This window comes from Rhizobium sp. 05N49 (assembly GCF_056396805.1).
The window spans coordinates 179,984-200,841 of sequence record NZ_JBFTME010000009.1 but is presented as its reverse complement, the minus strand read 5'-3'; the positions used below and the strand labels follow the sequence as shown (position 1 = coordinate 200,841).

Here is a 20,858-nt window from a genome sequence, read left to right as displayed (position 1 = left end):
CCGTCGCGTTAAGTACCTATGTGCTTCTGTCCGCGCTTCTTGGCGAGTGCGATCTGGTGCTGGCGCTGACGATAGCGCAGGCGGTCTTCTTCGCTGCGGCTGTGATAGCAATTGCTGCAGGAAACGCCTTCCTCGTAATGGGGCGAGGTGACTTCTTCTGCCGTGATCGGGTTGCGGCAGGCATGGCAAAGCTTGTGTTCGCCTTGCTTCAGGCCATGCTCGACTGAAACCCGCTCGTCGAAAACGAAGCAGGCACCATCCCAGAGGCTTTCTTCCTGTGGCACTTCCTCCAGATATTTCAGGATGCCGCCCTTGAGGTGATAGACTTCTTCGAAGCCCTGTTCCTTCATGAAGGCCGTTGCCTTCTCGCAGCGGATGCCGCCGGTGCAATACATGGCGATCTTCGGCTTGTTATGGAGGCCGGGATTATTGCGCACCCAATCCGGAAACTCGCGGAAGGTCTTGGTCTTGGGGTCCACGGCGCCGCGGAAGACGCCGATTGCCGTCTCGTAGTCGTTGCGGGTGTCGATGACGATCGTATCGGGATCGGAGATCAGCGCGTTCCAATCAACGGGATTGATATAGGTTCCGACCACCTTATTGGGATCGATATTCTCGACGCCCATGGTGACGATTTCCTTTTTCAGCTTCACCTTCATCCGCAGGAAAGGCATTTTCGAAGCATGGCTTTCCTTGTGCTCGAGCACGGAAAATTCCGGCTGGGCACGCAGGAAAGCGAGCACGGTCCGAATGCCGGCATCCGGCCCTGCAATCGTCCCGTTGATGCCTTCATGGGCGAGGAGCAGCGTGCCCTTGACGCCATTCTCTTCACAGAGCGCCTGTAGCGGCGGCTGCAGGCTTTCGTAACGCGGCAGCGAGACGAAATGGTAAAGTGCGGCCACGAGGAACGGGCTTGTCTGGATCGCATTGTCGGTCATGCGCGTGGAAATACAGAATATGCCGGGCCTGCGCAATGATATTACGCAAGTCCGCTGCCGTGTCGCCATAGTCTATCGGCGCGCTTTCCATTCGGTATAGGAGCGCATGCCGAAAGCGGCATCCGGCTCGTCATTGAGCACGCTCAGGAATTCGATGGAGTGTCCGTCGGGATCGTTGAAATAGAGTGACAACGCCGGCACCCAACCGATGACGATCGGCTCGGTGACTGGCTCCCCATGAAAGCCGTGTGGCGTCAGGCCCTTGCCGACCAGCAGCGCCGGCGCCTGCATCATTTCTTCCTGCGACAGGCGGAAGGCCAAGTGCAAGCGCATCTTCAAGGGGCCGGTGCCAGTTTCCCAGAGGCCGAGCATGCCGTTCCTCTTGCCGTTCACCCAGAAGAAGGCAATGCGGCGCTCGGGAAATTCGGCGGCGAACTCCAGGCCCAGAATATCGCGATAGTAAGCAATGGAAGTCTTCAGATCGGCGACGGCGAGATGGGTTTCGTAGATGCCCTGGATTTGCGGTTTCGTGGCCTTGTCAGCAGACATATCGTCCTCAGAGGTTGATTGACCGACTGAGGCTAGGATCTCAACCAATGTTGAGGTCAACAGGCGAAATGCATCAATTGCGGATCGATACCCAGAGGATCTCGAGACGCTGCGCTTCGTCATCGGGATCATCGCCGTAGAGCGTTTCGGCGCTGAGCAACGTTTCGCGCCGATCCTCCTGCTGACGGAATATGATGGCATCCAGCAGATGGGCGAGATCGTCGTTGCGGGTGAAGAGCTGCGGCTCTGCCTCAACGAGACCCGAAAGTACGGAGAGATCGTTGATGTGTCCGAGCCGTTCGACGAGGTCCTTGGCGAAGTCGCGTTTGGCCTTCATCGCACTCGGCCAGAGATCGCGCAGAAGCGCGTGGTAGAGGCGATAGTCGTAGGTGCGCTTGCGCAGTTCGTGAAAGTCATCGGCTGTCGCATCTTCATGACAGGCATCCAGCGCTTTTCTGGCGCGCGACGCCGTCCGGCGCCAGCTCTTTGCCAGCATTCGGGCATTCTTGCGATGGCTCTTGTCGAAGGTGATATCATCGAGTGCCGCGATCGCTTCCCGTAAAGCGTCGGCAGCGTCGTGCAGGCGTTGTTCGAGGCCGCTCTCAGCCTCCGCCATCCAATCGCGCCGGGCCTCCAGGATAGAAACGATGCGACCGAGCGCCTCGGCTTCTTCCAGGTTGCGGGCATTGTCCTGCAGGTAACGCGCGGTATCGACGATCGCTGCGGCATCGCGGATGGTGGAGAGCGACCTGGCAGTGTCCCTCAACCGCGCGTTCTCTCGCTTCTGGAAATCCGGTACGTCAGCGGACACGAGGCGATAGAGCGAACGCAGTCGCTTGATGTTCTTGCGGAAAGCGTGAATCGCCTCATGGGCGCCTTCCGGCTGTTCTTGCAGAACGGTGATGGCACGCGTGAGTTGCTCCTCGGCCGCGCTTCGGAACTCGTCGGTAAAATCGGCCTCAGGCCGTATGCGATAGCCCATGCCTGTCGTGCTCGAATTCTGTAGCAAGCGCCTGATTGGAATAGCGGAAGTCGCCCGTCACTTCGCGGCCGAGCCAGGCGGGCAGGGGAGGATTGTCAGTTTCGGCCTGCATCTCGACTTCGGCGATGACCAGGCCGCGATGGGCACCGCCAAAGACATCGACTTCCCAGACGAAACCTTCATAGGGGACGCGGTAACGCGTCTTTTCGATGACGATGCCGATGGCGTTTTCCAGCAGTTCCTCGGCGTCGGAGACGGGGATTTCATACTCGAATTCGTCGCGGGTGAGGGTGCTGCGGCCGATCTTCATCGTCAGCCGCGCAGTCTTCTCGTCAAGGATGCGAATTCGTACAGAGCGGTCGTCCATCGAGGCGACGTAGCCCTGCTTCAGGACCGATTTGGACTCGACAGCGGAGCGCCATGCTTCGCCGCGTACGAGGAACTTCCGTTCGATCTCTTTCGCCATACGAATGAACCTTTTGTGACGGTCGGGGTACGCTACCCCAATTTATAGCGATTTAATACCCGTCTTGTCGCACGGGCTGGTTTTATCTCGACAAGCCCTTGTGAGGGCGTTATTCGAAAGCCGATTTCAATCGTTTAAGGGAACCGTGGCCATGGGCGAGAAGACAGAGAAACTCCTTTCTATCCTGAAACTCCAGCCCGTCGTTCCGGTTCTGATCGTCGATGATGCCAAGTCGGCCGTGTCGCTTGCCCGCGCACTCGTTGCAGGTGGTCTCAAGGCCATCGAGATCACCATGCGCACCCCGGCTGCTCTCGATGCCGTGCGCGCGGTCGCCGCTGAAGTGGAAGGTGCTGAAGTCGGCGCCGGCACGATCCTCAATGCTGCTCACTGGGAAGCCGCCGTGCAGGCTGGCTCCAAGTTCATCGTCAGCCCAGGCACGACCCAGGAGCTTCTGGATGCCGCAGCCGGTTCACCGGTGCCGTTGCTGCCGGGCGCTGCGACAGCAAGCGAAGTTATGGCTTTGCGCGAAGAAGGCTATCAGGTGCTGAAGTTCTTCCCGGCCGAGCAGGCCGGCGGTGCTGCCTATCTGAAGGCGCTGTCGTCGCCGCTCGCCGGCACGTTCTTTTGCCCGACCGGCGGTATCTCGCTCAAGAATGCCAATGACTATCTGTCGCTGCCGAACGTCATCTGCGTTGGCGGTTCATGGGTCGCGCCGAAGGAACTGGTTGCTGCTGGCGACTGGGCAGGCATTACCAAGCTTGCTTCCGAAGCTTTTGCGCTGAAGAGCTGAGTTCTCGAGGCCGTCCGGTTTTGAAAGCTTGCAGGTTTTGAACGAGGGTGGCCATGCCGCCCTCGTTTGTATTTCGGCAGTCGCAAACCTATGTTCTCCTCCAGCCTCTAAAATAGGGAGAAGCAGAGGACATGTTCGACGCGAAGAAACTACTCGACCAGTTTCTGGGATCGCAGATCCCGGGTGTGGGCGGCAGCGTACGCGACCGTGCCGGCGACGCGATCCAGATGGCGAAGGATAATCCATTAAAGACCGGTGCGCTTGCCGCTGTGCTTCTCGGTACCAAGACCGGCCGCAGTATCGCAGGCAATGCCGTTACCATCGGCGGTCTCGCAGCCATTGCGGGCCTCGGCTATCAGGCCTGGAAGAACTATCAGGCAGGGCAGGCACCTGCAGCACCCTCCGATGCGCCGACGGCAAACAATCCCGTTCTCCTGCCTCCGCCTGCAGAATCCGGCTTCGGTACGGCCTCACCAGCGACCAGCAATGAGTTCGTACTGGTTCTTATCCGCGCCATGATCGCTGCCGCCAAGGCCGACGGTCATATCGACGATGCGGAACGCGTCCTCATCATGGACAAGGTCAAGGCCGCCGACGTCAGCGGCGAGGCGGCGAGCTTCATCGAACGTGAGCTTTCGGAGCCGACCGATATCGATGCGCTTGTCGCTGCGGCGGTGACGGAGGAGCAGAAAGTCGAGCTCTACACCGCCTCGCGCCTGACGATAGAGCCGGATTCACGGGCCGAACGCGGCTATCTCGATCTGCTTGCGGGCCGGCTCGGCCTGCCTGATCAGCTGGTCGATCACATCGAAGCGACGGTTTCCTCTGCCAAGGTCACTCTCTCGCAGTGATCTTGAGAACTCGCAGCAATCTGCGGGTCCAGTGACATCAGGGCCGGTTGCCTTTGCGGGGCGGCTGGCCTATCCACTCCCGGACAAGAGGAGTGACCCATGGCCATGAGCCCGGAAAGCCGTTCGCAGGCGATTGCAGCCGCTATCATTCTGGTTTCTGCCGGGCTGGTGATCTATTTCCTGCCGACCATCGTGCTGTGGATCGGCAGTTTTTCGCCGATATTGGCAGTCATCGTCGGCGTCTGCCTGCTGATGTGTTTCTTCGGCATATTTTGGCTGCGAGCACGCTACCAGCGCAGCAGAAAGCCGTGAGGCTATCCCTGCAGGGAGGCTCCGAGCAACAATATACCCATCAGGATCACAAGAAGCGCGCCTGCTATCTCGATCGTATTGCCGATCCAGATTGAGGCGGACGAACCACGGCCGGAGAGGCGTACGGCGGTGCTCTTGGCCGTCACGGCGAGCGTCGCAAGAATCGCAACGGTAATGGCGGTGCCAAGCGACATGGCGACGACCGAGAGCACGCCGCCGAGATAAAGCCCGTTCAACAGCGAGAAGGTCATGACCAGCAATGCGCCGGAGCAGGGGCGTAGGCCCACGGCGATAACGGCAGACCACGCCTCACGGGCGCTGAACTTGTCGCCGCTGACCAGCGAGGGATCGGGCAGGTGCGAATTGCCGCAGGTCTCGCAGACCATGCCCGGCACGTAGGTATGGCCCGGGTCCACGGCCTGCGCCTTGCCGTTGAAGCTGAAACTGGCGCTCTGGCGTTCGCTCGCATTGTCCTTCCAGTCCAGCATCATGCTGACGGGGCCCGCCGGCGTTGCCATGAGCCGACGACGCGGCAGTTGACCAGCCATCGAGCGTAGCTTGCGGAAAAGCAGCCAGCAGCCAAAAAGGATGACCATCACGAAGCTTGCGATTTCCATGGCCTGTGTTGCCATGGTCAGCGTGATGCCGGTGCCGCGCAGCACCAGCCACGCGGCGCCGACGAGCACGACGGCCATGACGCCCTGGACGAAGGCTGAGATGAAGGAAATGACGACGCCACGTCGAAGCTCGACTTCGTTGGCGATCATGTAGGACGAGATGACGGCCTTGCCGTGGCCCGGGCCGGCGGCGTGAAACACGCCATAGGCGAAAGAAAGACCGATCAGCGAGGATAGTTGCCAGGGGTCTTCGCGCATGGCTTTCAGCGCGCCGGTCAGCGCGCGATAGAAGGCTTGCTGCTCGTAGTTCACGTACAGGAAAAGAGGTGCCAGCGGCCCGCCCGTCGGCTGGAAGCTCGGCTCCGCCGTGCCGATGCCAAGCGGCGATTGCGCATGGGCGGCAGTGGCCACGACGGCGATTGCAAGCAGGGCAAGGGGCAGGCGCTTTATCAGCATGTGACCTCCAGCCGTGTGGCGAAGAGCTTCGACATATTGGTGCCGGTTGGATCGTTGAAGAAAGCGTCGGTCAGTGACTGCTTGTTTTCCGAAATTACCTCGTCTGCGTCCGGGCGCACGACCGCGTGTTTGCAGGTCTTGAAGCCGTCACCGACCACGGCGAGTTCGTTGTCGGTCGGGAAGTCGATCGAGGTATAGAGCGTCGGATCATAGACGCCGAAAGTCAGCTTGCCTTTCAACGGCATCTTCTCCACCGGTTTGACGGCGAAGAACATCAGGAGTTGCCCTTCCTTGTAGTCGACATGGATGATTTCGGGCTTTTCGACTTTTATGTTTTTCCCGTCGATCGTCAGGTTCATGTAGTAGTCGTAATCCGCAAGCGAATCCCGAACGGTCTTGCCCACTTCGGCAAGCTCGTTCGGCTCCAGCTTCAGATCGGTATTCTTGTCGAAGTCCATGACGACGGAGGAGGAGAAGACCTCGTCGAAGCGCCAGACGTTGCGTAGTTCCTGAATGCTGCCGTCACGGGCTGCGACAACCTCGAGCCTTGCTTCCACGAAAATATGCGGATGAGCGAAGGCGGTGGCGGGGGCCAGTGACAAAAGCCCAGCCGTCAATAGTGTCGATCGTTTCATGCTGCCCCGCTGCCCTGTTCGGTTGGGGTGATTTTCTCACCAGAAAATGGGACGGAATTGGGACCGGACCTGCGACGCTTGGGCACGTCCATCCACTGAGGTCAGGGATGTTTCTTGAACCAGTTAGAGAGGTAGTCGACGAAGATCCTGACCTTTGCCGGTAGATAGCGCCGGTGGGGATAGACGGCATAGATGCCACGGTCAGTCGGAATATAGTCATTGAACAAGGTCACCAGCCTGCCGTCCTCGATCGGTTTGCGAGCGATGAAGTCTGGAATCAGCGCAATACCGATACCCGAGAGCGCGGCGCGCAATGTCGCGTGCGGGCTGTTGACTTCCATCGGGCCGGAAACTGCGACCGCAAAGGAGGTGCTGTCGGGATTGTAGAAGCGGATGCTTGCCTGGTTGCGGGAATTGGTATCGACGATGAAGGGCACGTTGGAGATATCGCTCGGATGCTCGATATTGGGGTAGCGTTCGAGGAATTCCGGGGTGGCGCAGATATGGACGCGGAAATCGGAGATCTTGCGGGCAATCATACCGGAATCTTCGAGTTTCGTGACGCGGACGGCGACGTCGAAGCCTTCCTCGATCAGGTCGACGAAACGGTCGTCGGCGGCGATCTCCAGTTGCAGGTTCGGATTCTCCTTGGCGAAATCGATCAGGGACTGTCCGACATCGGCATCGACGAAAGTGCGTGGCACGGAAACCTTGAGGCGCCCCTTCAGCTGCGCGTTGTTCTCGCGCACGAGATCGGCGAGGTTGTCGATCTCCTTCAGGATGTCGGAAGCGGTGCGATAATAGGTATGGCCGGCCTCGGTCATGGAGAATTGCCGGGTGGTGCGATTGAGCAGAAGCGCGCCGAGCTCATCCTCCAGTTCACGCACGTATTTCGAGAGCAGCGCCTTGGAGCGCCCGGTACGACGCGCCGCGGCGGAAAAGCCTTCTGCTTCAACAACATCGATGAAGGCACGTATACGGGTCAGGGTGTCCATGGGCGGTCCTCCAAATCTGTTGAATGAGGTTGAACAAATTGTCCTTAATCGTTCAATTATTTTTTTGGGCCGCTGGGCAAAATTTCTCTTGATTGTGAAGGCGAATATTCTTATTTCCCACTCAGCCCAAAGTCGCACGTGCCCATGGGTGTCCGCCGAACCCTCGAATTGGTGAGGAAATCGGTAAGGTACCTGGAATTAACCCCTCCAGTCGCTATTCCGGCCAACCGGAAAATGCGAGGACGCCTGAAGCAACGACGGTGCGGGCCTTTTTGTTCTCTCCCTGCTTTCCATCAGCGGGGGTTACTGAAGAGGCACACCTTCATTGCCGGAAGTGCGGCAGGGATATTCCCTCCAATCCATGGCAGACAAAGCCGAACCCATACCGCATTCGCGGCGTTGGTTCACTATCTGCGCATCAAGCGCCGTCAAGGATCCGGGGTCTCCACCGGCTGGTTCCTGAGCGGTTCTTGCATGCCCTTTGTCCTCCGGTTGACGCCGGAGCTCTGGAATTGGAAGAGGGAATCGATATGACCACCCAGCGCATCCGCGACTTTCTCGCAACCCGACGTCCCGACGGTCCCTGCCTCGTGGTTGACCTCGACGTCGTCAAAGACAATTTCCACGCCTTCCGTCACGCCATGCCGGACAGCGCGATCTATTACGCCGTCAAGGCAAACCCGGCTCCGGAAGTCCTGAAGCTGCTCGCAGGCCTCGGCTCCAACTTCGATTGCGCGTCCGTCGCAGAAATCGAAATGGCGCTCGAAGCCGGTGCGACCGCGGCCCGTATCTCCTACGGCAACACGATCAAGAAGGAACGCGACGTTGCCCGTGCGCATGCACTCGGCGTCAGCCTCTTCGCAGTCGACAGCCATGAAGAAGTCGAGAAGATTTCCCGTGCTGCTCCGGGCGCGCGCGTTTTCTGCCGCGTTCTGACCGATGGCGAAGGTGCTGAATGGCCGCTGTCGCGCAAGTTCGGCTGCGTTCCGCAGATGGCCGTCGACGTTCTCGTCTACGCTCATCAGCTCGGTCTGCAGTCCTACGGCGTGTCGTTCCATGTCGGCTCGCAGATGACCAAGGTCGATGCCTGGGATTCAGCTCTGGCCGATGCCAAGCGCGTCTTCGTCCAGCTTGCCAAGCAGGGCATCCACCTGCAGATGGTCAACATGGGCGGCGGCTTCCCGACCAAGTACCTGCGCGACGTTCCGTCGGCAGAAGCTTACGGCAAGTCGATCTACCAGGCGCTGCGCACGCATTTCGGCAACCAGATCCCGCAGACGATCATCGAGCCGGGCCGTGGCATGGTCGGCAATGCAGGCGTGATCAAGGCTGAAGTCGTTCTGATTTCGAAGAAGTCTGACAATGACGACGCTCGCTGGGTCTTCCTCGACATCGGCAAGTTCGGCGGTCTCGCCGAAACCATGGACGAGGCCATCCGCTACCCGATCCGCACCGAGCGTGACGGCGACGAGATGGAGCCCTGCGTGATCGCCGGCCCGACCTGCGACTCGGCCGACGTGCTGTACGAAAAGAACCTCTATCCGCTGCCAATGTCTCTGACGATCGGCGACGAGGTTCTGATCGAAGGCACCGGCGCTTACACGACGACCTATTCGGCGGTCGCTTTCAACGGCTTCGAGCCGCTGAAGGCTTACGTCATCTAAGGTCTTGTTTCCGCCAGCCCCGTGACCAGCCGGGGCGGCAAATTCACAATTCTCCGAAGTCACCGCTGATAACGGTATTGGGTACGGGAGGCCAAGATGGCCGCTGTTCTTGATTCTGTCCGCGCATTCTTTGCGCCTGTTACTTTCTCCATCGACGCGGAAAATCCGTCCGACGTCGTCGCTCGCGAAACCCTGCTCGATCGCGTCATGGGTCCGGACCGCCGCAAGAAGTCGTCGGAAGCGATCCGTCGCAACCGCGTGCCGGCCGACGGCCTGGCGCTCGTCGCCCGCGATCGCGACGGCCGTGTGATCGGCACGGTTCGTCTGTGGAATGTCGAGGCCGGCATCAACCAGGAAGGCTCGGCCCTCGACGCACTGCTGCTCGGCCCGCTCGCGGTCGACGGCAAGCATGGCGGCAAGGGCATCGGCTCGGCGCTGATGCGCGCAGCACTTCTCGAAGCAAAGAACCGTGGTCACGGCGCAGTCCTGCTCGTCGGCGATGCGGAATATTACGAGCGTTTCGGCTTTTCCGCCGAGAAGGCTCGTCACCTCGTCATGCCCGGCCCGTTCGAACGCTCGCGCTTTCTGGCGCTTGAGCTCGTCGAGGGCTGGCTTGGCGGCGCAGCCGGTATGATCGTCCCGTCGGGGCGCATGCTGGCCAGTGCACCGGTCAGGAAGGCGGCCTGACCGGCAAGCCCCTCCCATCTCCGGGAGGGGCTTTTTTGTTTCAGGCGTTCTGATCGCTCAGGGAGCCTTTGCGTCGACCCTGCCATCGTCGATCAGCCAGCGGACAGCTTCCTGCACCGCTTGCAGCGAGCTGTGCCGCGGCGTGAATCCGAGTAGCCGGCGGGCTTTTTCCATCGAGCAGTTGGGGCTGCGGGCAATATGTTCCCAGGTGGCTTTCGCCTCTTCCGGGTACTGTCTTTCCGCCCAGGCTTCGTAAGGGAGGAACTCCAGCCTGGCTTCCTTGCCGAACCAGGCGGCCATGGCTTCGGCATAACCGCGCAGCGTTACCGCTTTTTCCGAAACTGCATGGAATGCCTCGCCGAATGCGGCCTGCGGTTTTGCGATGGCCGCCATGAAGAGTTCGGCAATGTCGTCGGCATGGACGTGATGCACGGTTTCCATGCCGAAATTTGGCAGAGCCAGTATTTCGCCGCGCGCCAGCGTCGCGAAAACGTCGGGATTGAAATGACCTGCCGGGTTCAGCGGGTTCCAGCCAGGGCCGACAATATGGCCCGGATGGATAAGGGTTACAGGGAAATTTCTCTCCCGCGCCATCCCGAGCAGATAGGATTCGATCGCGGCTTTATTCACGCCATAGTCACCAAATGGCTTCTTCGGCGCCTCCTCCGGGGTCGGCACCACAGTCGAGAAACCGTGCGTCCAGATCGTGCCGGTATGAAGAAAATGGCTGACATGGCCTTCGAGGGCAGTCACGAGCTGTTTGTTGCTGTCAGGCGTGAAGCAGATCATGTCGATGACGATCTCGCCTCCCAGCGCGCGAACCTCGTGGCCGAAGCGGCCCTCCGCCTCGAGTGCCGCGCGATCCATGCGCCTGATATCGACACGGTTCCACGCTTCGTTCGCCTTGTAGGGCGTGGCTGCGCCCCGGCTAATCGCCACTACCTCATGGCCGGCCTCAACAAGGCGGGGCACGAGATAGGTGCCAACATGTCCTGTTGCTCCAATGACGACGACGCGAGCCATGCTGTCTCCTCCAGATGCGCGTTTGGGCTTGTGCTGCACTATGTCGTGCCGCTTCGGCGGACTGCAAGTGGCCAGTACGCGGATCATGAAGTTCCCCGTCCGTGTGAATCGCCGAGCCGGCCTTCGGCGTGCAATGGCAGTCGGGATTTGCTGCATTGCCCGATGGCGGAGATCACCGGTATGGTGTGYGCCGCCTGACGCAAAAAGCTGGCGGTCGCTAAATTTTTAGCGAAGCGTCCAATCAAACTGCAAATCGCTTCCTGTAGGGTTCGCGGCGTGGGACTTCGGGACGGGCTCGATGCTGCTGGATCTGCGGACAATTTATTTCATCGTTGCGGTGAGCTGCGTTGTTCTGAGCGCGCTCCAGTTCGCCGCCTATGCGACCGGCCGTTTCGAACGCTGGCCGCTGTGGTGGGGCGCCAGCAACCTGCTCGTCGGCATCGGCTCCTTCCTCGTCGCGCTGCGCAATCTCGTTCCCTATTATGTCTCCATCGATGCGGGCAACGTGCTGACCATCGTTGGCTACATGCTGATGTTCTTTGYTGTCCGCGCCTTTGCGGGACATCCGATCGACCGGCGCTATTCCTGGATCGTGATCGTCTTCGGCAGCCTGCCGGTAGCCCTCTTTATCAGCGATCCGGCGGCGATATCCGAACGCCTGCTCTATGTTTCGGTAATCTGCTGTCTTTGCGACCTCACCATCGTCAGGGAGGCAGCAGGTATCGCCCGCCGTGAGAAACTCTATTCGGCTGCTATTCTTTGCGGACTTTATGTTGCGACTGCAGCCATCTTCGCGGTTCGTAGTTTTCTGGCCGCCACCGGTGATATCGGTGGGCCGGACCCATTCGGGGGCAGTATCATCCATAGCTGGATGGCAGTATCGGCCGTGGCCTTCATCATGCTGCGCAGTATGGCCATGGTGCTGATGGCGGCCGAGCGGAGCCGTAATCAGCTTATCGAGCTTGCTCATCACGATCCGCTCACCGGGACGCTCAACCGCAGCGGCCTTGCCCAGCATGTGCCGTCGCTTGCCAGTGAGCCGGTCTCATTGCTCATCATCGATGTCGACAATTTCAAGCAGTTGAACGACCGGCACGGTCACGCCGCCGGTGACGAGGTCTTGCGGCTTTTCGCGAACGTGTCGAAGGCCATCCTGCGGTCAGCCGATCTGCTTGCGCGACAGGGTGGGGATGAGTTCCTGGCTGTGCTGCGGAATGCCGATCGGGACGAGGCAGTCGCAATTGCCAATCGCATCCGTCTTTCCTTCGCGGCAGCGGTGATGCAGCTGCCGGATCTTGCGATCTTTCCGACGCTCAGCATTGGTGTTGCGACGCGCTGCGAGAACACCGTGGATTTCGAGCGACTGACGCAAATGGCGGATGAGGCGCTCTATCGCTCGAAGCGCGAGGGTCGCAACCGGGTCGAAGTGTCAAGCGAAAGCCAGCAGGCTGCTTAAACTCGGTCGGTTTGTCAGATGTTCTGGTCCATGGTCTCAGCCGGGATCTCATCATTGCGATGGATGCGCACGACGACCGCCGGAACGCCTGCGACCGTGCAATGGGCCGGCACCGGCTTCAGCACGACACTGCCGGYCGCGATCTTGCTGAAGGCACCGATCTCGATATTGCCGAGGATTTTTGCACCAGCGCCGATCATGACGCCATGCCGGATCTTCGGATGGCGGTCTCCCGTTTCCTTGCCCGTGCCGCCGAGCGTGACATTCTGAAGGATCGAGACCTCGTCCTCGATGACAGCTGTTTCGCCAATCACAATGCCCGAGCCGTGGTCGAGCATGATCGAGGAACCGATCCTTGCAGCCGGATGGATATCGGGACCGAAGACCAGTGAAGCAAGGTTGGAAAGCCAGCTGGCGATCTCGAAGCGGCCATTGATCCAGAGCGCATGGGCGATGCGGTGCGTCTGCAGGGCGTGGAAGCCCTTGAGGTTCAGCAGCGCATGCAGATAGGTGGTGCAGGCCGGGTCGCGTTCGCGCACAGCCAGAAGATCGGCTTCGATGGCGGCGCGGATATCGACATGGTCCAGCAAGATGCCGTGAAACAGGCTGAAGAGATCTTCGGAATCGACCTTCGCCACTGCAAGGCGCGCGGAGATCACGCGGGCGATGATGTCAGCGTCGCTTTCTGCACCGATGATCTGCATTTCGAGCAAAGTCCGCAGCGTAGGTTCGCGTGCGGCGAGATCGACTGCTTCGGCACGGATTGCCGACCAGACCGAAGCGAATGCGCCCAACTCTTTGGCGGCGGCGTTGTTCGAAGCTTGCATTCTCGGATCCCTGTTCCTGCAATCGGTGCGCAGCCAAGTGTCAGTTGCGGAGGCTATCAGCACTATACACTGGTTCCGGCAGGCGATGCCAATGGTAGAGCATGTCAGGCTCTCCTTCCTCGTTGCCACTGCCATCGGTTTCCTCGACGGATGAAAAACCACGTGCTTCGTAGAAGGCGCGAGCGCGGCGATTTTGCTGGAAGGTCCAGAGGCGGACGTCGTCCATGTCCCTTACTGCCAGGGAAAGAAGCCTTGTGCCAATTCCGATGCCCTGAACATCGGGCAGAACATAGAGCTGCTCGATCCAGCCATTTCCGTAGGCGATAACGCCAGCAAGCCGATCATCGATAAAGGCGCCGAGGACTGTGCATTTCATCAGCAAATTCGTTTGCCAGAAAGCTTCGTCTTCCACAGGCGTGTGCAAATCCGGAAGGTGCGGCAATGCGTGCCATAGTGCGATGCGCCGCACCATGGCCGCCTGATAAGCATGTCCCGCATTCAGAGCCGCGATTTCGACCACCACGGCAATCAGTCCGCCGCGATATCCACCACGCCGCAATCACCGGCTTCGGAGGCGAAGGCAAGCAACTTGCCGTTCTTGCTCCAGCTCATGCCGGTGATGGCGCCCTTGCCGGGGCGACGCAGCAGTGCTTCCTTGCTGTCAGCGAGACGGACGGCGAGGATCATGCCGTCGATGAAACCGATGGCGAGGATATCCTCGGCCGGATGGAATTTCACCGAGGTCGCCATGATGTTGGCCCGGGTGCCGAGCTCCAGCGGCGCCTTGCCCATGGGGCCGTCCTTGCCCTGGAAAGGCCAGACGATGGCGGCCGGCGCTCCGGAGGAGGCTAGCCACTTGCCCTTGGCGGACCAGGACAGCGACTTCACCTTGGCCGGATAGCCTGTCATGCGCATATGACGGGCTTCGGTGCCGGATTTGACGTCGAGCTTCCAGCCGTGCAGCGCATTTTCCTGCATGGACGTGACGAGGAAGTTGCCGTCTGGCGAGAAGGTTACGCCGGTATGGGCGCCCTTCCATTCGAGATCGACAGGTTTGGCGTTTGTGCCCACCCAGTGCAGCGAGACGCCGTTATAGCGGGTGGCTGCAATGCGCATGCCCTTCGGCGCGAAGGCGATGCCTTCGACTGTGCGCTCTTCGGGGAATTCCTTGGTCATGCCGTCGACGAGACGTACGAGCGTACTCTTGCCGTAGGAATAGGCCACCGCACCTTGCGGGCCAGCCGCGACCTGCGAAATCCATTTGCGCGGCGCCGACGCGATCTCGCTGACATTGCCGCCGGCATCGATGCGCAGCACCTTGCCGTCCTCGCCGCCCGAAATCAGGCTTTCGCTGTAGGGATCGCGGATCGCCGTCAGCATGCCCTGATGGGCTTCGATGACCTTGTCGCTGCCTTCGAGCCGGTGAAAGGTACCGCTGGCATTCGCAAAGAAAGGGACATCACCTAAAAATTCGACGGCCAGAACGTGGCCGTCGAGATCAAGCGGTGCAACTGTTGGCATCAGGCGGCAGCCTCGCAGGCCTTGAAGGATTCTTCGAGCTTTGCGCGATCGAGATCGCGGCCAATGAAGACGAGACGGGTCTCGTGCTTTTCACCATCCTTCCAGGGACGCTGATGGTCGCCTTCGATGATCATGTGTACGCCCTGGACGACATAACGCTCGGCGTCGTCCTTGAAAGCGATGATGCCCTTGAGACGAAGGATGTTCGGACCCTGCGTCTGGGTGATCTTCTGGATCCAGGGGAAGAAACGCTCGGGGTTCATCTCGCCGCCGCGCAGCGAAACGGACTGCACCGTCACGTCGTGGATGGCCGACATCTGGCCATGGTGATGGTGGTCATGGTCATGGTCATGATCGTGATGATGATGGTCATGATCATGGTGATGGTGATCGCAATCCGGGCCGCAGACATGATCGTCATGACCGTGCTCGAGGAAATGCGGATCGTTTTCCAGTGCGCGCTCGAGGTTGAAGGCGCCCTGGTCCAGGACGCGGGCGAGATCGACGCCGGAGCGGCTCGTCTTGTAGACGCGGGCGGCGGGGTTGATTGCGCGCACGATATCCTCGATCAGCGCCAGTTCCTCCGGCGTCACGAGATCGGTCTTGTTGATGATGACGACGTCGGCGAAGGCGATCTGGTCTTCGGCTTCACGGCTGTCCTTCAGGCGCAGCGGCAGATGCTTGGCATCGACAAGGGCAACAACGGCGTCGAGCTCGGTTTTGGCGCGGACATCGTCATCCATGAAGAAGGTCTGGGCAACCGGTACCGGGTCGGCAAGACCAGTGGTTTCGACGATGATGCCGTCAAAGCGGCCGGGACGGCGCATCAGGCCTTCGACGACACGGATCAGGTCGCCGCGGACCGTGCAGCACACACAGCCATTGTTCATTTCGTAGATTTCTTCGTCGGATTCGACGATCAGGTCGTTGTCGATGCCGATCTCGCCGAACTCGTTGACGATGACCGCATATTTCTTCCCGTGATTTTCGGAAAGGATGCGGTTGAGCAGCGTCGTCTTGCCCGCGCCGAGATAGCCGGTGAGCACGGTAACGGGAATGGGCTTCTGCTGTGTCTGGATCGCGTCGGTCATGAGAACCTCTAGGAATAGGGCCTTGACCCCGAGGGCAACGTCGGGGCCGGAATTGGTCGGTTTCATATAGGCGCTTGGAAGCGGCAGTTCAAAGGGTTTTGTATGTTATAAGATCACATTGCCCGATGGGAAAGTAGGACGGTCAGCGCAGCGTCTGCGCGTCGAAGGCATCGACATCCTGCAGCAGTTCCACGAGCCCGCTGACGGCATGGGCAATCAGAGCCTCGCCCTTGGCTGCGGTCGCCTTTGCGGCATTGCCGGTCACGCCCTGCGGATTGAGATCGGACATTTTCCAGCCGAAGGCATGCGGGCCGTAGGCACGCAGATGTTTGAAGCGTTCGGTAAACTCCGTTTGACGGGATGGGAAGACCGCCGCCTTGTCCATGTCCACTTTATCGGGATAGAGAGCCAGCATGACCGATGTTTCAACATCGCCGCCGTGGATGTCGATTGCCTTTTCGCCGGGAGAAATCACATCGTCAGGGACGCCGAAGCGGGTCCAGCTGGTCGCGACCGCGAGCATGTTGAAGCGCACCCGCGCTTCCGTAGCCACGATGGTCATCAGTGGCGAGTTGCCGCCATGGGCGTTCAGCATCACGAACTTCTGGATTCCGATCGTTGAAAGCTCATCCGCGATCTTTAGCCAGCGTTTGACGGCTGTATCGAAAGCGAGCGTCTTCGTTCCTTCAACATCCATGTGCTCTAAGGAGTAGCCGACCGATTCGACAGGGAGTACGGTAACAGGCAGGCCGGCCGGCAGGGCGGTTTTCAGCCGGTTGACGATACCCTGCGCGATCAGTGTGTCGGTTTCGAAGGGCAGATGCGGGCCGTGCTGTTCATGGGCGCCGAGCGGCAGGACCGCGATCCAGTGGTGGCGGGCCTCAGGAGCTAGCGCCGGATCATTGTCCTCGAAACGGAACGACGGAACCAACACGGGCGTTGCCTCTTGTTTATGACGAGATGATGGGCAATGTCATAGCGCAGCCTGGGCAGTGCTTAAAGATCAAAGGGATGGCAATGGGCAAGAAGCATAAGGACGGCAAGAAGCACAAGAAAAAGAAGGATCAGACCGAATACACGATCGTCGATCTTTCGCCGGCCTTGACGCAGGCTGCCCGCTCCATGCGCACGGTTCTGTCGCGCAACCTGCTCGAAAGCGGTCTCTATGCCGGTCAAGACGGCGTGATCCTTTCCCTTGCGGAAAGCGACGGGATGACCGCCGGCGGGCTTGCCCAGAAGCTTGGCGTGAAGGCACCGACCATGACGCGCACCATCGGCCGCATGGAGGCCCAAGGCTTCCTCGAGCGCAAGCCCGATGCCGAGGATGCCCGGCTCACGAAGGTCTATCTCACCGAACTCGGCCGCGGCAGCGTGCAGGCGATCGAGCTCGCCGCCTCCTCCTGCGACAAGCTTGCGACGCTCGATTTCTCCGAAAAGGAGATCCGCAATCTGGTGCGACTGCTGAAGGCGATCGATGCCAATCTGCAGGCGGAAGCCGTACATGTCGACGAAGATGAGGAAGATTGAAAATTTCCTCAAAAGGCGAATTGCCTGCGCCGCTTAAATCTTTTAATTAAACTTTTTAAGGCTGTCGCTGCACCGCGGCAGTCTCTTATCGGCTTCACGCGTTGCCTGGAGGAGGAGACGTGGCGCAGAAGATCAAGCTTTCGACGATCGCCGAAACGCTCGGCATTTCAACAGCGACCGTTTCCCTGGCCTTACGTGACAGTCCCCTTGTAGCCGGCAATACGCGGGAGAAGATCAAGGAACAGGCGCGTGCGCTCGGTTACATTTACAATCGCCGTGCCGCGAGCCTGCGTACGTCGCGCTCCGGCATTATCGGCGTTGTCGTCCACGACATCATGAACCCGTTCTATGGGGAAATCCTGAAGGCGATCGAAAGYGAACTCGACCGCAGCCGCCACACTTTCATTCTCTCCAATCACTACGATTCCGTTGAGAAGCAGCGCACCTTCATCGAAACCCTGTTGCAGCTCGGTGGTGACGGGGTCATCATGTCGCCGGCTATCGGCACGCCCCCTGAGGACATCCAACTCGCAGAAGAGAACGGCATGCCGGCGATCCTGGTCGCGCGTTCGATGGACAGCCAGGATGTGCCGACTTACCGCGGCGACGACAGCTACGGCATCTCGCTTGCCACCAACCACTTGATCGGTCTTGGCCACCGAACGATCGCCATGATCGGCGGCACGGACCAGACCTCGACCGGGCGTGACCGCTACCAAGGCTACGTCAATGCGCTGCGCAAGGCCGGTATCGAGGTAGACCCGAACCTGCGCATTCCCGGCCCGCGCTCGAAGCAGGGCGGTTTCGAGGCCGCGGTGCATTTCCTGTCCCTGCCGCAAAAGCCGACAGCCGCGGTCTGCTGGAACGATCTGGTCGCGATCGGACTGATGAACGGTATCGCCCGCGCCGGTCTCGTGCCCGGCAGCGATATTTCGGTCACCGGGTATGACGATCTGGAAGAGGCCTCGATCGCGACACCTGCACTGACCACTGTCTGGAACGGCCAGACAGAGGTTGGACGTCTTGCGGCTCGCGCCCTACTTGATCGACTTGCCGGCAGCCATGAACCTGACGGCATCCATCTCATCAAGCCGGAAATGCGTATCCGCCAGTCCACCAGCCCTTATCGGCCGCGTTCCTGACCGCCGAAGCCAAGAGGAAAAGCCATGTCCCGTATTGCCGTTCTCGTTCCCGGGAAGATACATGATCGCGTTCTCGCCCAGCTGAAGGATCGCTTCGAGGTGATCAGCGTCGAGCGTGACGAGACGCTGAAACTTGATGCCGAGACGGCGCAACGCATCCGCGGCGTGGCACTCAGTGGCGCCTTCCCGGCTGTATGGTTCGAGCAACTGCCGAACGTTGAGATCGTCGCCAGCTTCGGCGTGGGGTATGACGGTATCGATGCGAAGCTTGCAGGTTCGAAGGGCATCATCGTCACCAATACGCCTGACGTGCTCAATGATGAGGTGGCAGATACGGCAATTGCGCTTCTGCTCAACACCATACGCGAACTGCCGAAGGCTGAAGCCTGGTTGCGGGACGGCAACTGGAAGCCGGGCTCTGCCTATCCGCTGACGCGCTATTCGTTGAAAGGCCGGCATGTCGGGCTCTATGGTCTGGGTCGCATCGGCCTTGAGATCGCAAAGCGGCTGGAACCCTTCAAGGTAAAGATCAGCTACCACACGCGCTCGCGTCATGCCGATGCGCCCTATAATTATCACCCGACGCTGAAGGGGCTCGCGGAAGCTGTCGATACGCTGGTCGCGATCGTGCCGAAGACACCGCAGACGCATAAGACGGTCAATGCCGACATCCTTTCCGCGCTTGGACCCGACGGCATCGTCGTCAATGTCGGCCGCGGCTGGACGGTGAATGAGGATGATCTGATCGCGGCGCTGAATGCAGGGACGATCGGTGGCGCCGGTCTTGACGTCTTCTATGACGAGCCGAATGTGCCGGCCGGTCTGCTTTCTGCGCCGAACACGGTGCTGGTGCCACATGTCGGCTCGGCATCCATCCCAACGCGCAATGCCATGGCGGATCTGGTGGCGGAAAACCTTATTTCCTGGTTCGAGCAGGGCAAGCCGGTGACGCCGGTCGCCGAAACGCCGGTCAAACAATAGGCCTCTACGCACTCCTTTCGTGAAGGCGAAGGGAGTGTTTTCGCTTATTCCTATTTTGCCCTTGGTCTTTTTCCAGTTTCCTACTTGGTCAGCGGGGAAGGATTGGCTATGGTTAGCCCCGGCCGCGTCATTCCCAGCGACCGCGATTATCATCGGCGGCATCTCGCCGTCTCAAGCACACACATAGCGATTTGATCGGGGAGCGTCTGCTCCGCCCGGCGCATTTTGTCGTCGGCAGCCGGCACTTCTGAAGGAGGCAGAAATGGATTATCGCAAGCTCGGTCCCAGCGGGGCCATCGTCACCGCATATTGCCTGGGTACCATGACGTTCGGGAAGGAGTCCGATGAGGCAGCTTCCTTCAAGATACTCGACGATTACTTCGCCTGGGGCGGCAATTTCATCGACACGGCAGACGTCTACAGCGCGGGTGCATCGGAGGAGATCATCGGCCGCTGGCTCAAGGCCCGCCCCACACAGGCACGGCAGGCTGTTATCGCCACCAAGGGCCGCTTCCCGATGGGCGACGGGCCGAACGATATCGGCCTTTCACGTCGCCACCTCAATCAGGCGCTGAACGACTCGCTGCGCCGTCTCGGTGTCGAGCACATCGATCTCTACCAGATGCATGCGTGGGATGCGCTGACACCAATCGAGGAAACCCTTCGCTTCCTCGACGATGCCGTCCGTGCCGGCAAGATCGGCTATTACGGTTTCTCCAACTACGTTGGCTGGCACATTGCCAAGGCTTCTGAAATCGCCAAGGCACAGGGTTACACGCGCCCGGTGACCCTGCAGCCGCAATATAACCTGCTGATGCGCGACATCGAACTCGAGATCGTCGATGCTTGCCAGGATGCCGGCATGGGCCTTTTGCCCTGGTCGCCGCTTGGTGGTGGTTGGCTGACCGGCAAGTACCGGCGCGACGAGATGCCAACGGGTGCGACGCGCCTCGGCGAAAATCCCAATCGCGGCGGCGAGGCCTATGCGGCCCGCAATGCCCAGGAACGGACCTGGGATATTATCGTGGCCGTCGAGGAGATCGCCAAGACCCGGGGTGTCAGCATGGCACAGGTTGCGCTTTCGTGGGTCGCGGCGCGTCCGGCCGTGACCTCGGTCATTCTCGGCGCCCGCACATCAGAACAGCTCGCCGACAATCTCGGCGCTGCGGAATTGGTGCTTTCGGCTGAAGAGACGACTAGGCTCAATGAGGTCAGTGCGCCGACGCCGGGGCAATATCCCTATGGCGTCAATGGTACCAACCAGCGTCACCGCAAGATCGAAGGCGGTCGCTGAGCCTATAGACTGGAAGAAGAAAGGCCGTCGGAAAGATCCGGCGGCCTTTTCGCT

The 20,858-nt window shown here is 60.0% G+C and carries 23 protein-coding genes; 10 read left to right on the top strand and 13 right to left on the bottom strand.

The window, feature by feature from the left end; all coding sequences use genetic code 11:
* Window positions 1-8: 8 nt before the first annotated feature.
* From trhO to AC1DF8_RS19710, 4 genes are all read right to left on the bottom strand, one after another.
* Window positions 9-938 carry an oxygen-dependent tRNA uridine(34) hydroxylase TrhO gene (gene trhO, locus AC1DF8_RS19725; RefSeq protein ID WP_478154513.1) on the bottom strand — a complete coding sequence of 310 codons (930 nt, stop codon included), beginning with the start codon at window positions 936-938 and terminating at the stop codon, window positions 9-11.
* Window positions 939-1,010: 72 nt separating this feature from the next.
* Window positions 1,011-1,487, bottom strand: a complete 477-nt coding sequence (locus tag AC1DF8_RS19720; RefSeq protein ID WP_478154511.1) for a VOC family protein — start codon at window positions 1,485-1,487, stop codon at window positions 1,011-1,013.
* A gap of 73 nt (window positions 1,488-1,560) precedes the next feature.
* Complete coding sequence (locus AC1DF8_RS19715; protein WP_478154509.1) at window positions 1,561-2,469, bottom strand: CHAD domain-containing protein; 909 nt, start codon at window positions 2,467-2,469, stop codon at window positions 1,561-1,563.
* Complete coding sequence (locus tag AC1DF8_RS19710) at window positions 2,447-2,935, bottom strand: CYTH domain-containing protein (protein WP_037103413.1); 489 nt, start codon at window positions 2,933-2,935, stop codon at window positions 2,447-2,449. Before AC1DF8_RS19710 ends, AC1DF8_RS19715 begins: the two co-directional genes overlap by 23 nt.
* A gap of 151 nt (window positions 2,936-3,086) precedes the next feature.
* Between AC1DF8_RS19710 and AC1DF8_RS19705 the strand changes: the two genes are divergently transcribed.
* From AC1DF8_RS19705 to AC1DF8_RS19695, 3 genes are all read left to right on the top strand, one after another.
* Window positions 3,087-3,725, top strand: coding sequence for a 2-dehydro-3-deoxy-phosphogluconate aldolase (locus AC1DF8_RS19705; protein ID WP_478154508.1), 639 nt, complete (start codon window positions 3,087-3,089; stop codon window positions 3,723-3,725).
* A 131-nt stretch (window positions 3,726-3,856) separates the two neighbouring features.
* Window positions 3,857-4,576, top strand: a complete 720-nt coding sequence (locus AC1DF8_RS19700) for a tellurite resistance TerB family protein (RefSeq protein ID WP_113204572.1) — start codon at window positions 3,857-3,859, stop codon at window positions 4,574-4,576.
* 105 nt (window positions 4,577-4,681) lie between these two features.
* Complete coding sequence (locus AC1DF8_RS19695; protein ID WP_112544486.1) at window positions 4,682-4,888, top strand: hypothetical protein; 207 nt, start codon at window positions 4,682-4,684, stop codon at window positions 4,886-4,888.
* A gap of 2 nt (window positions 4,889-4,890) precedes the next feature.
* Here AC1DF8_RS19695 and AC1DF8_RS19690 read toward each other — a convergent pair whose 3' ends face one another.
* The 3 genes from AC1DF8_RS19690 to AC1DF8_RS19680 form a co-directional block, all read right to left on the bottom strand.
* On the bottom strand, window positions 4,891-5,961 hold the full coding sequence (locus tag AC1DF8_RS19690) for a nickel/cobalt transporter (protein WP_478154507.1): 1,071 nt from the start codon (window positions 5,959-5,961) through the stop codon (window positions 4,891-4,893).
* Window positions 5,955-6,596, bottom strand: a complete 642-nt coding sequence (locus AC1DF8_RS19685) for a DUF1007 family protein (RefSeq protein ID WP_113205775.1) — start codon at window positions 6,594-6,596, stop codon at window positions 5,955-5,957. Before AC1DF8_RS19685 ends, AC1DF8_RS19690 begins: the two co-directional genes overlap by 7 nt.
* A gap of 101 nt (window positions 6,597-6,697) precedes the next feature.
* A complete protein-coding gene (locus tag AC1DF8_RS19680; protein WP_112544266.1) occupies window positions 6,698-7,591 on the bottom strand; it encodes a LysR family transcriptional regulator in 894 nt (297 codons plus the stop codon).
* Between the two features lie 530 nt (window positions 7,592-8,121).
* On the opposite strand from AC1DF8_RS19680, the gene odc2 reads away from it, so the two are divergent.
* Together odc2 and AC1DF8_RS19670 are read left to right on the top strand one after the other, a co-directional pair.
* The gene (gene odc2, locus AC1DF8_RS19675; protein ID WP_112544264.1) at window positions 8,122-9,255 is read left to right on the top strand and encodes an ornithine/lysine decarboxylase; all 1,134 of its coding nucleotides are present in this window, start codon (window positions 8,122-8,124) and stop codon (window positions 9,253-9,255) included.
* 96 nt (window positions 9,256-9,351) lie between these two features.
* A complete protein-coding gene (locus AC1DF8_RS19670; RefSeq protein WP_478154506.1) occupies window positions 9,352-9,942 on the top strand; it encodes a GNAT family N-acetyltransferase in 591 nt (196 codons plus the stop codon).
* A 57-nt stretch (window positions 9,943-9,999) separates the two neighbouring features.
* On the opposite strand, the gene AC1DF8_RS19665 is transcribed toward AC1DF8_RS19670, so the two are convergent.
* Entirely contained in the window at window positions 10,000-10,965 is a 966-nt protein-coding gene (locus AC1DF8_RS19665) for an NAD-dependent epimerase/dehydratase family protein (protein ID WP_478154505.1), read from the bottom strand.
* Window positions 10,966-11,263: 298 nt separating this feature from the next.
* On the opposite strand from AC1DF8_RS19665, the gene AC1DF8_RS19660 reads away from it, so the two are divergent.
* Complete coding sequence (locus AC1DF8_RS19660) at window positions 11,264-12,421, top strand: GGDEF domain-containing protein (RefSeq protein ID WP_478154504.1); 1,158 nt, start codon at window positions 11,264-11,266, stop codon at window positions 12,419-12,421.
* Between the two features lie 14 nt (window positions 12,422-12,435).
* On the opposite strand, the gene cysE is transcribed toward AC1DF8_RS19660, so the two are convergent.
* From cysE to AC1DF8_RS19635, 5 genes are all read right to left on the bottom strand, one after another.
* Complete coding sequence (gene cysE, locus AC1DF8_RS19655) at window positions 12,436-13,248, bottom strand: serine O-acetyltransferase (RefSeq protein ID WP_478154503.1); 813 nt, start codon at window positions 13,246-13,248, stop codon at window positions 12,436-12,438.
* A 40-nt stretch (window positions 13,249-13,288) separates the two neighbouring features.
* A complete protein-coding gene (locus tag AC1DF8_RS19650) occupies window positions 13,289-13,720 on the bottom strand; it encodes a GNAT family N-acetyltransferase (protein ID WP_478154631.1) in 432 nt (143 codons plus the stop codon).
* A gap of 56 nt (window positions 13,721-13,776) precedes the next feature.
* A complete protein-coding gene (locus AC1DF8_RS19645; RefSeq protein WP_478154502.1) occupies window positions 13,777-14,769 on the bottom strand; it encodes a WD40 repeat domain-containing protein in 993 nt (330 codons plus the stop codon).
* Window positions 14,769-15,860: a CobW family GTP-binding protein gene (locus AC1DF8_RS19640; RefSeq protein ID WP_113205860.1), complete on the bottom strand. Its 1,092-nt coding sequence runs from the start codon at window positions 15,858-15,860 to the stop codon at window positions 14,769-14,771. Before AC1DF8_RS19640 ends, AC1DF8_RS19645 begins: the two co-directional genes overlap by 1 nt.
* Window positions 15,861-16,002: 142 nt before the next feature.
* Window positions 16,003-16,794 (bottom strand): creatininase family protein, encoded by a 792-nt coding sequence (locus tag AC1DF8_RS19635; protein ID WP_113205782.1) that lies wholly within the window; start codon window positions 16,792-16,794, stop codon window positions 16,003-16,005.
* 83 nt (window positions 16,795-16,877) lie between these two features.
* Here AC1DF8_RS19635 and AC1DF8_RS19630 point away from each other — a divergent pair, with 83 nt between their 5' ends.
* The 4 genes from AC1DF8_RS19630 (at window position 16,878) to AC1DF8_RS19615 (ending at window position 20,804) form a co-directional block, all read left to right on the top strand.
* Window positions 16,878-17,387, top strand: coding sequence for a MarR family transcriptional regulator (locus tag AC1DF8_RS19630; protein ID WP_183890182.1), 510 nt, complete (start codon window positions 16,878-16,880; stop codon window positions 17,385-17,387).
* A gap of 119 nt (window positions 17,388-17,506) precedes the next feature.
* Window positions 17,507-18,529 carry a LacI family DNA-binding transcriptional regulator gene (locus AC1DF8_RS19625; RefSeq protein WP_112544249.1) on the top strand — a complete coding sequence of 341 codons (1,023 nt, stop codon included), beginning with the start codon at window positions 17,507-17,509 and terminating at the stop codon, window positions 18,527-18,529.
* A gap of 24 nt (window positions 18,530-18,553) precedes the next feature.
* Window positions 18,554-19,510, top strand: coding sequence for a 2-hydroxyacid dehydrogenase (locus AC1DF8_RS19620; RefSeq protein ID WP_478154501.1), 957 nt, complete (start codon window positions 18,554-18,556; stop codon window positions 19,508-19,510).
* Between the two features lie 262 nt (window positions 19,511-19,772).
* The gene (locus tag AC1DF8_RS19615) at window positions 19,773-20,804 is read left to right on the top strand and encodes an aldo/keto reductase (RefSeq protein WP_478154500.1); all 1,032 of its coding nucleotides are present in this window, start codon (window positions 19,773-19,775) and stop codon (window positions 20,802-20,804) included.
* Window positions 20,805-20,858 lie beyond the last annotated feature (54 nt).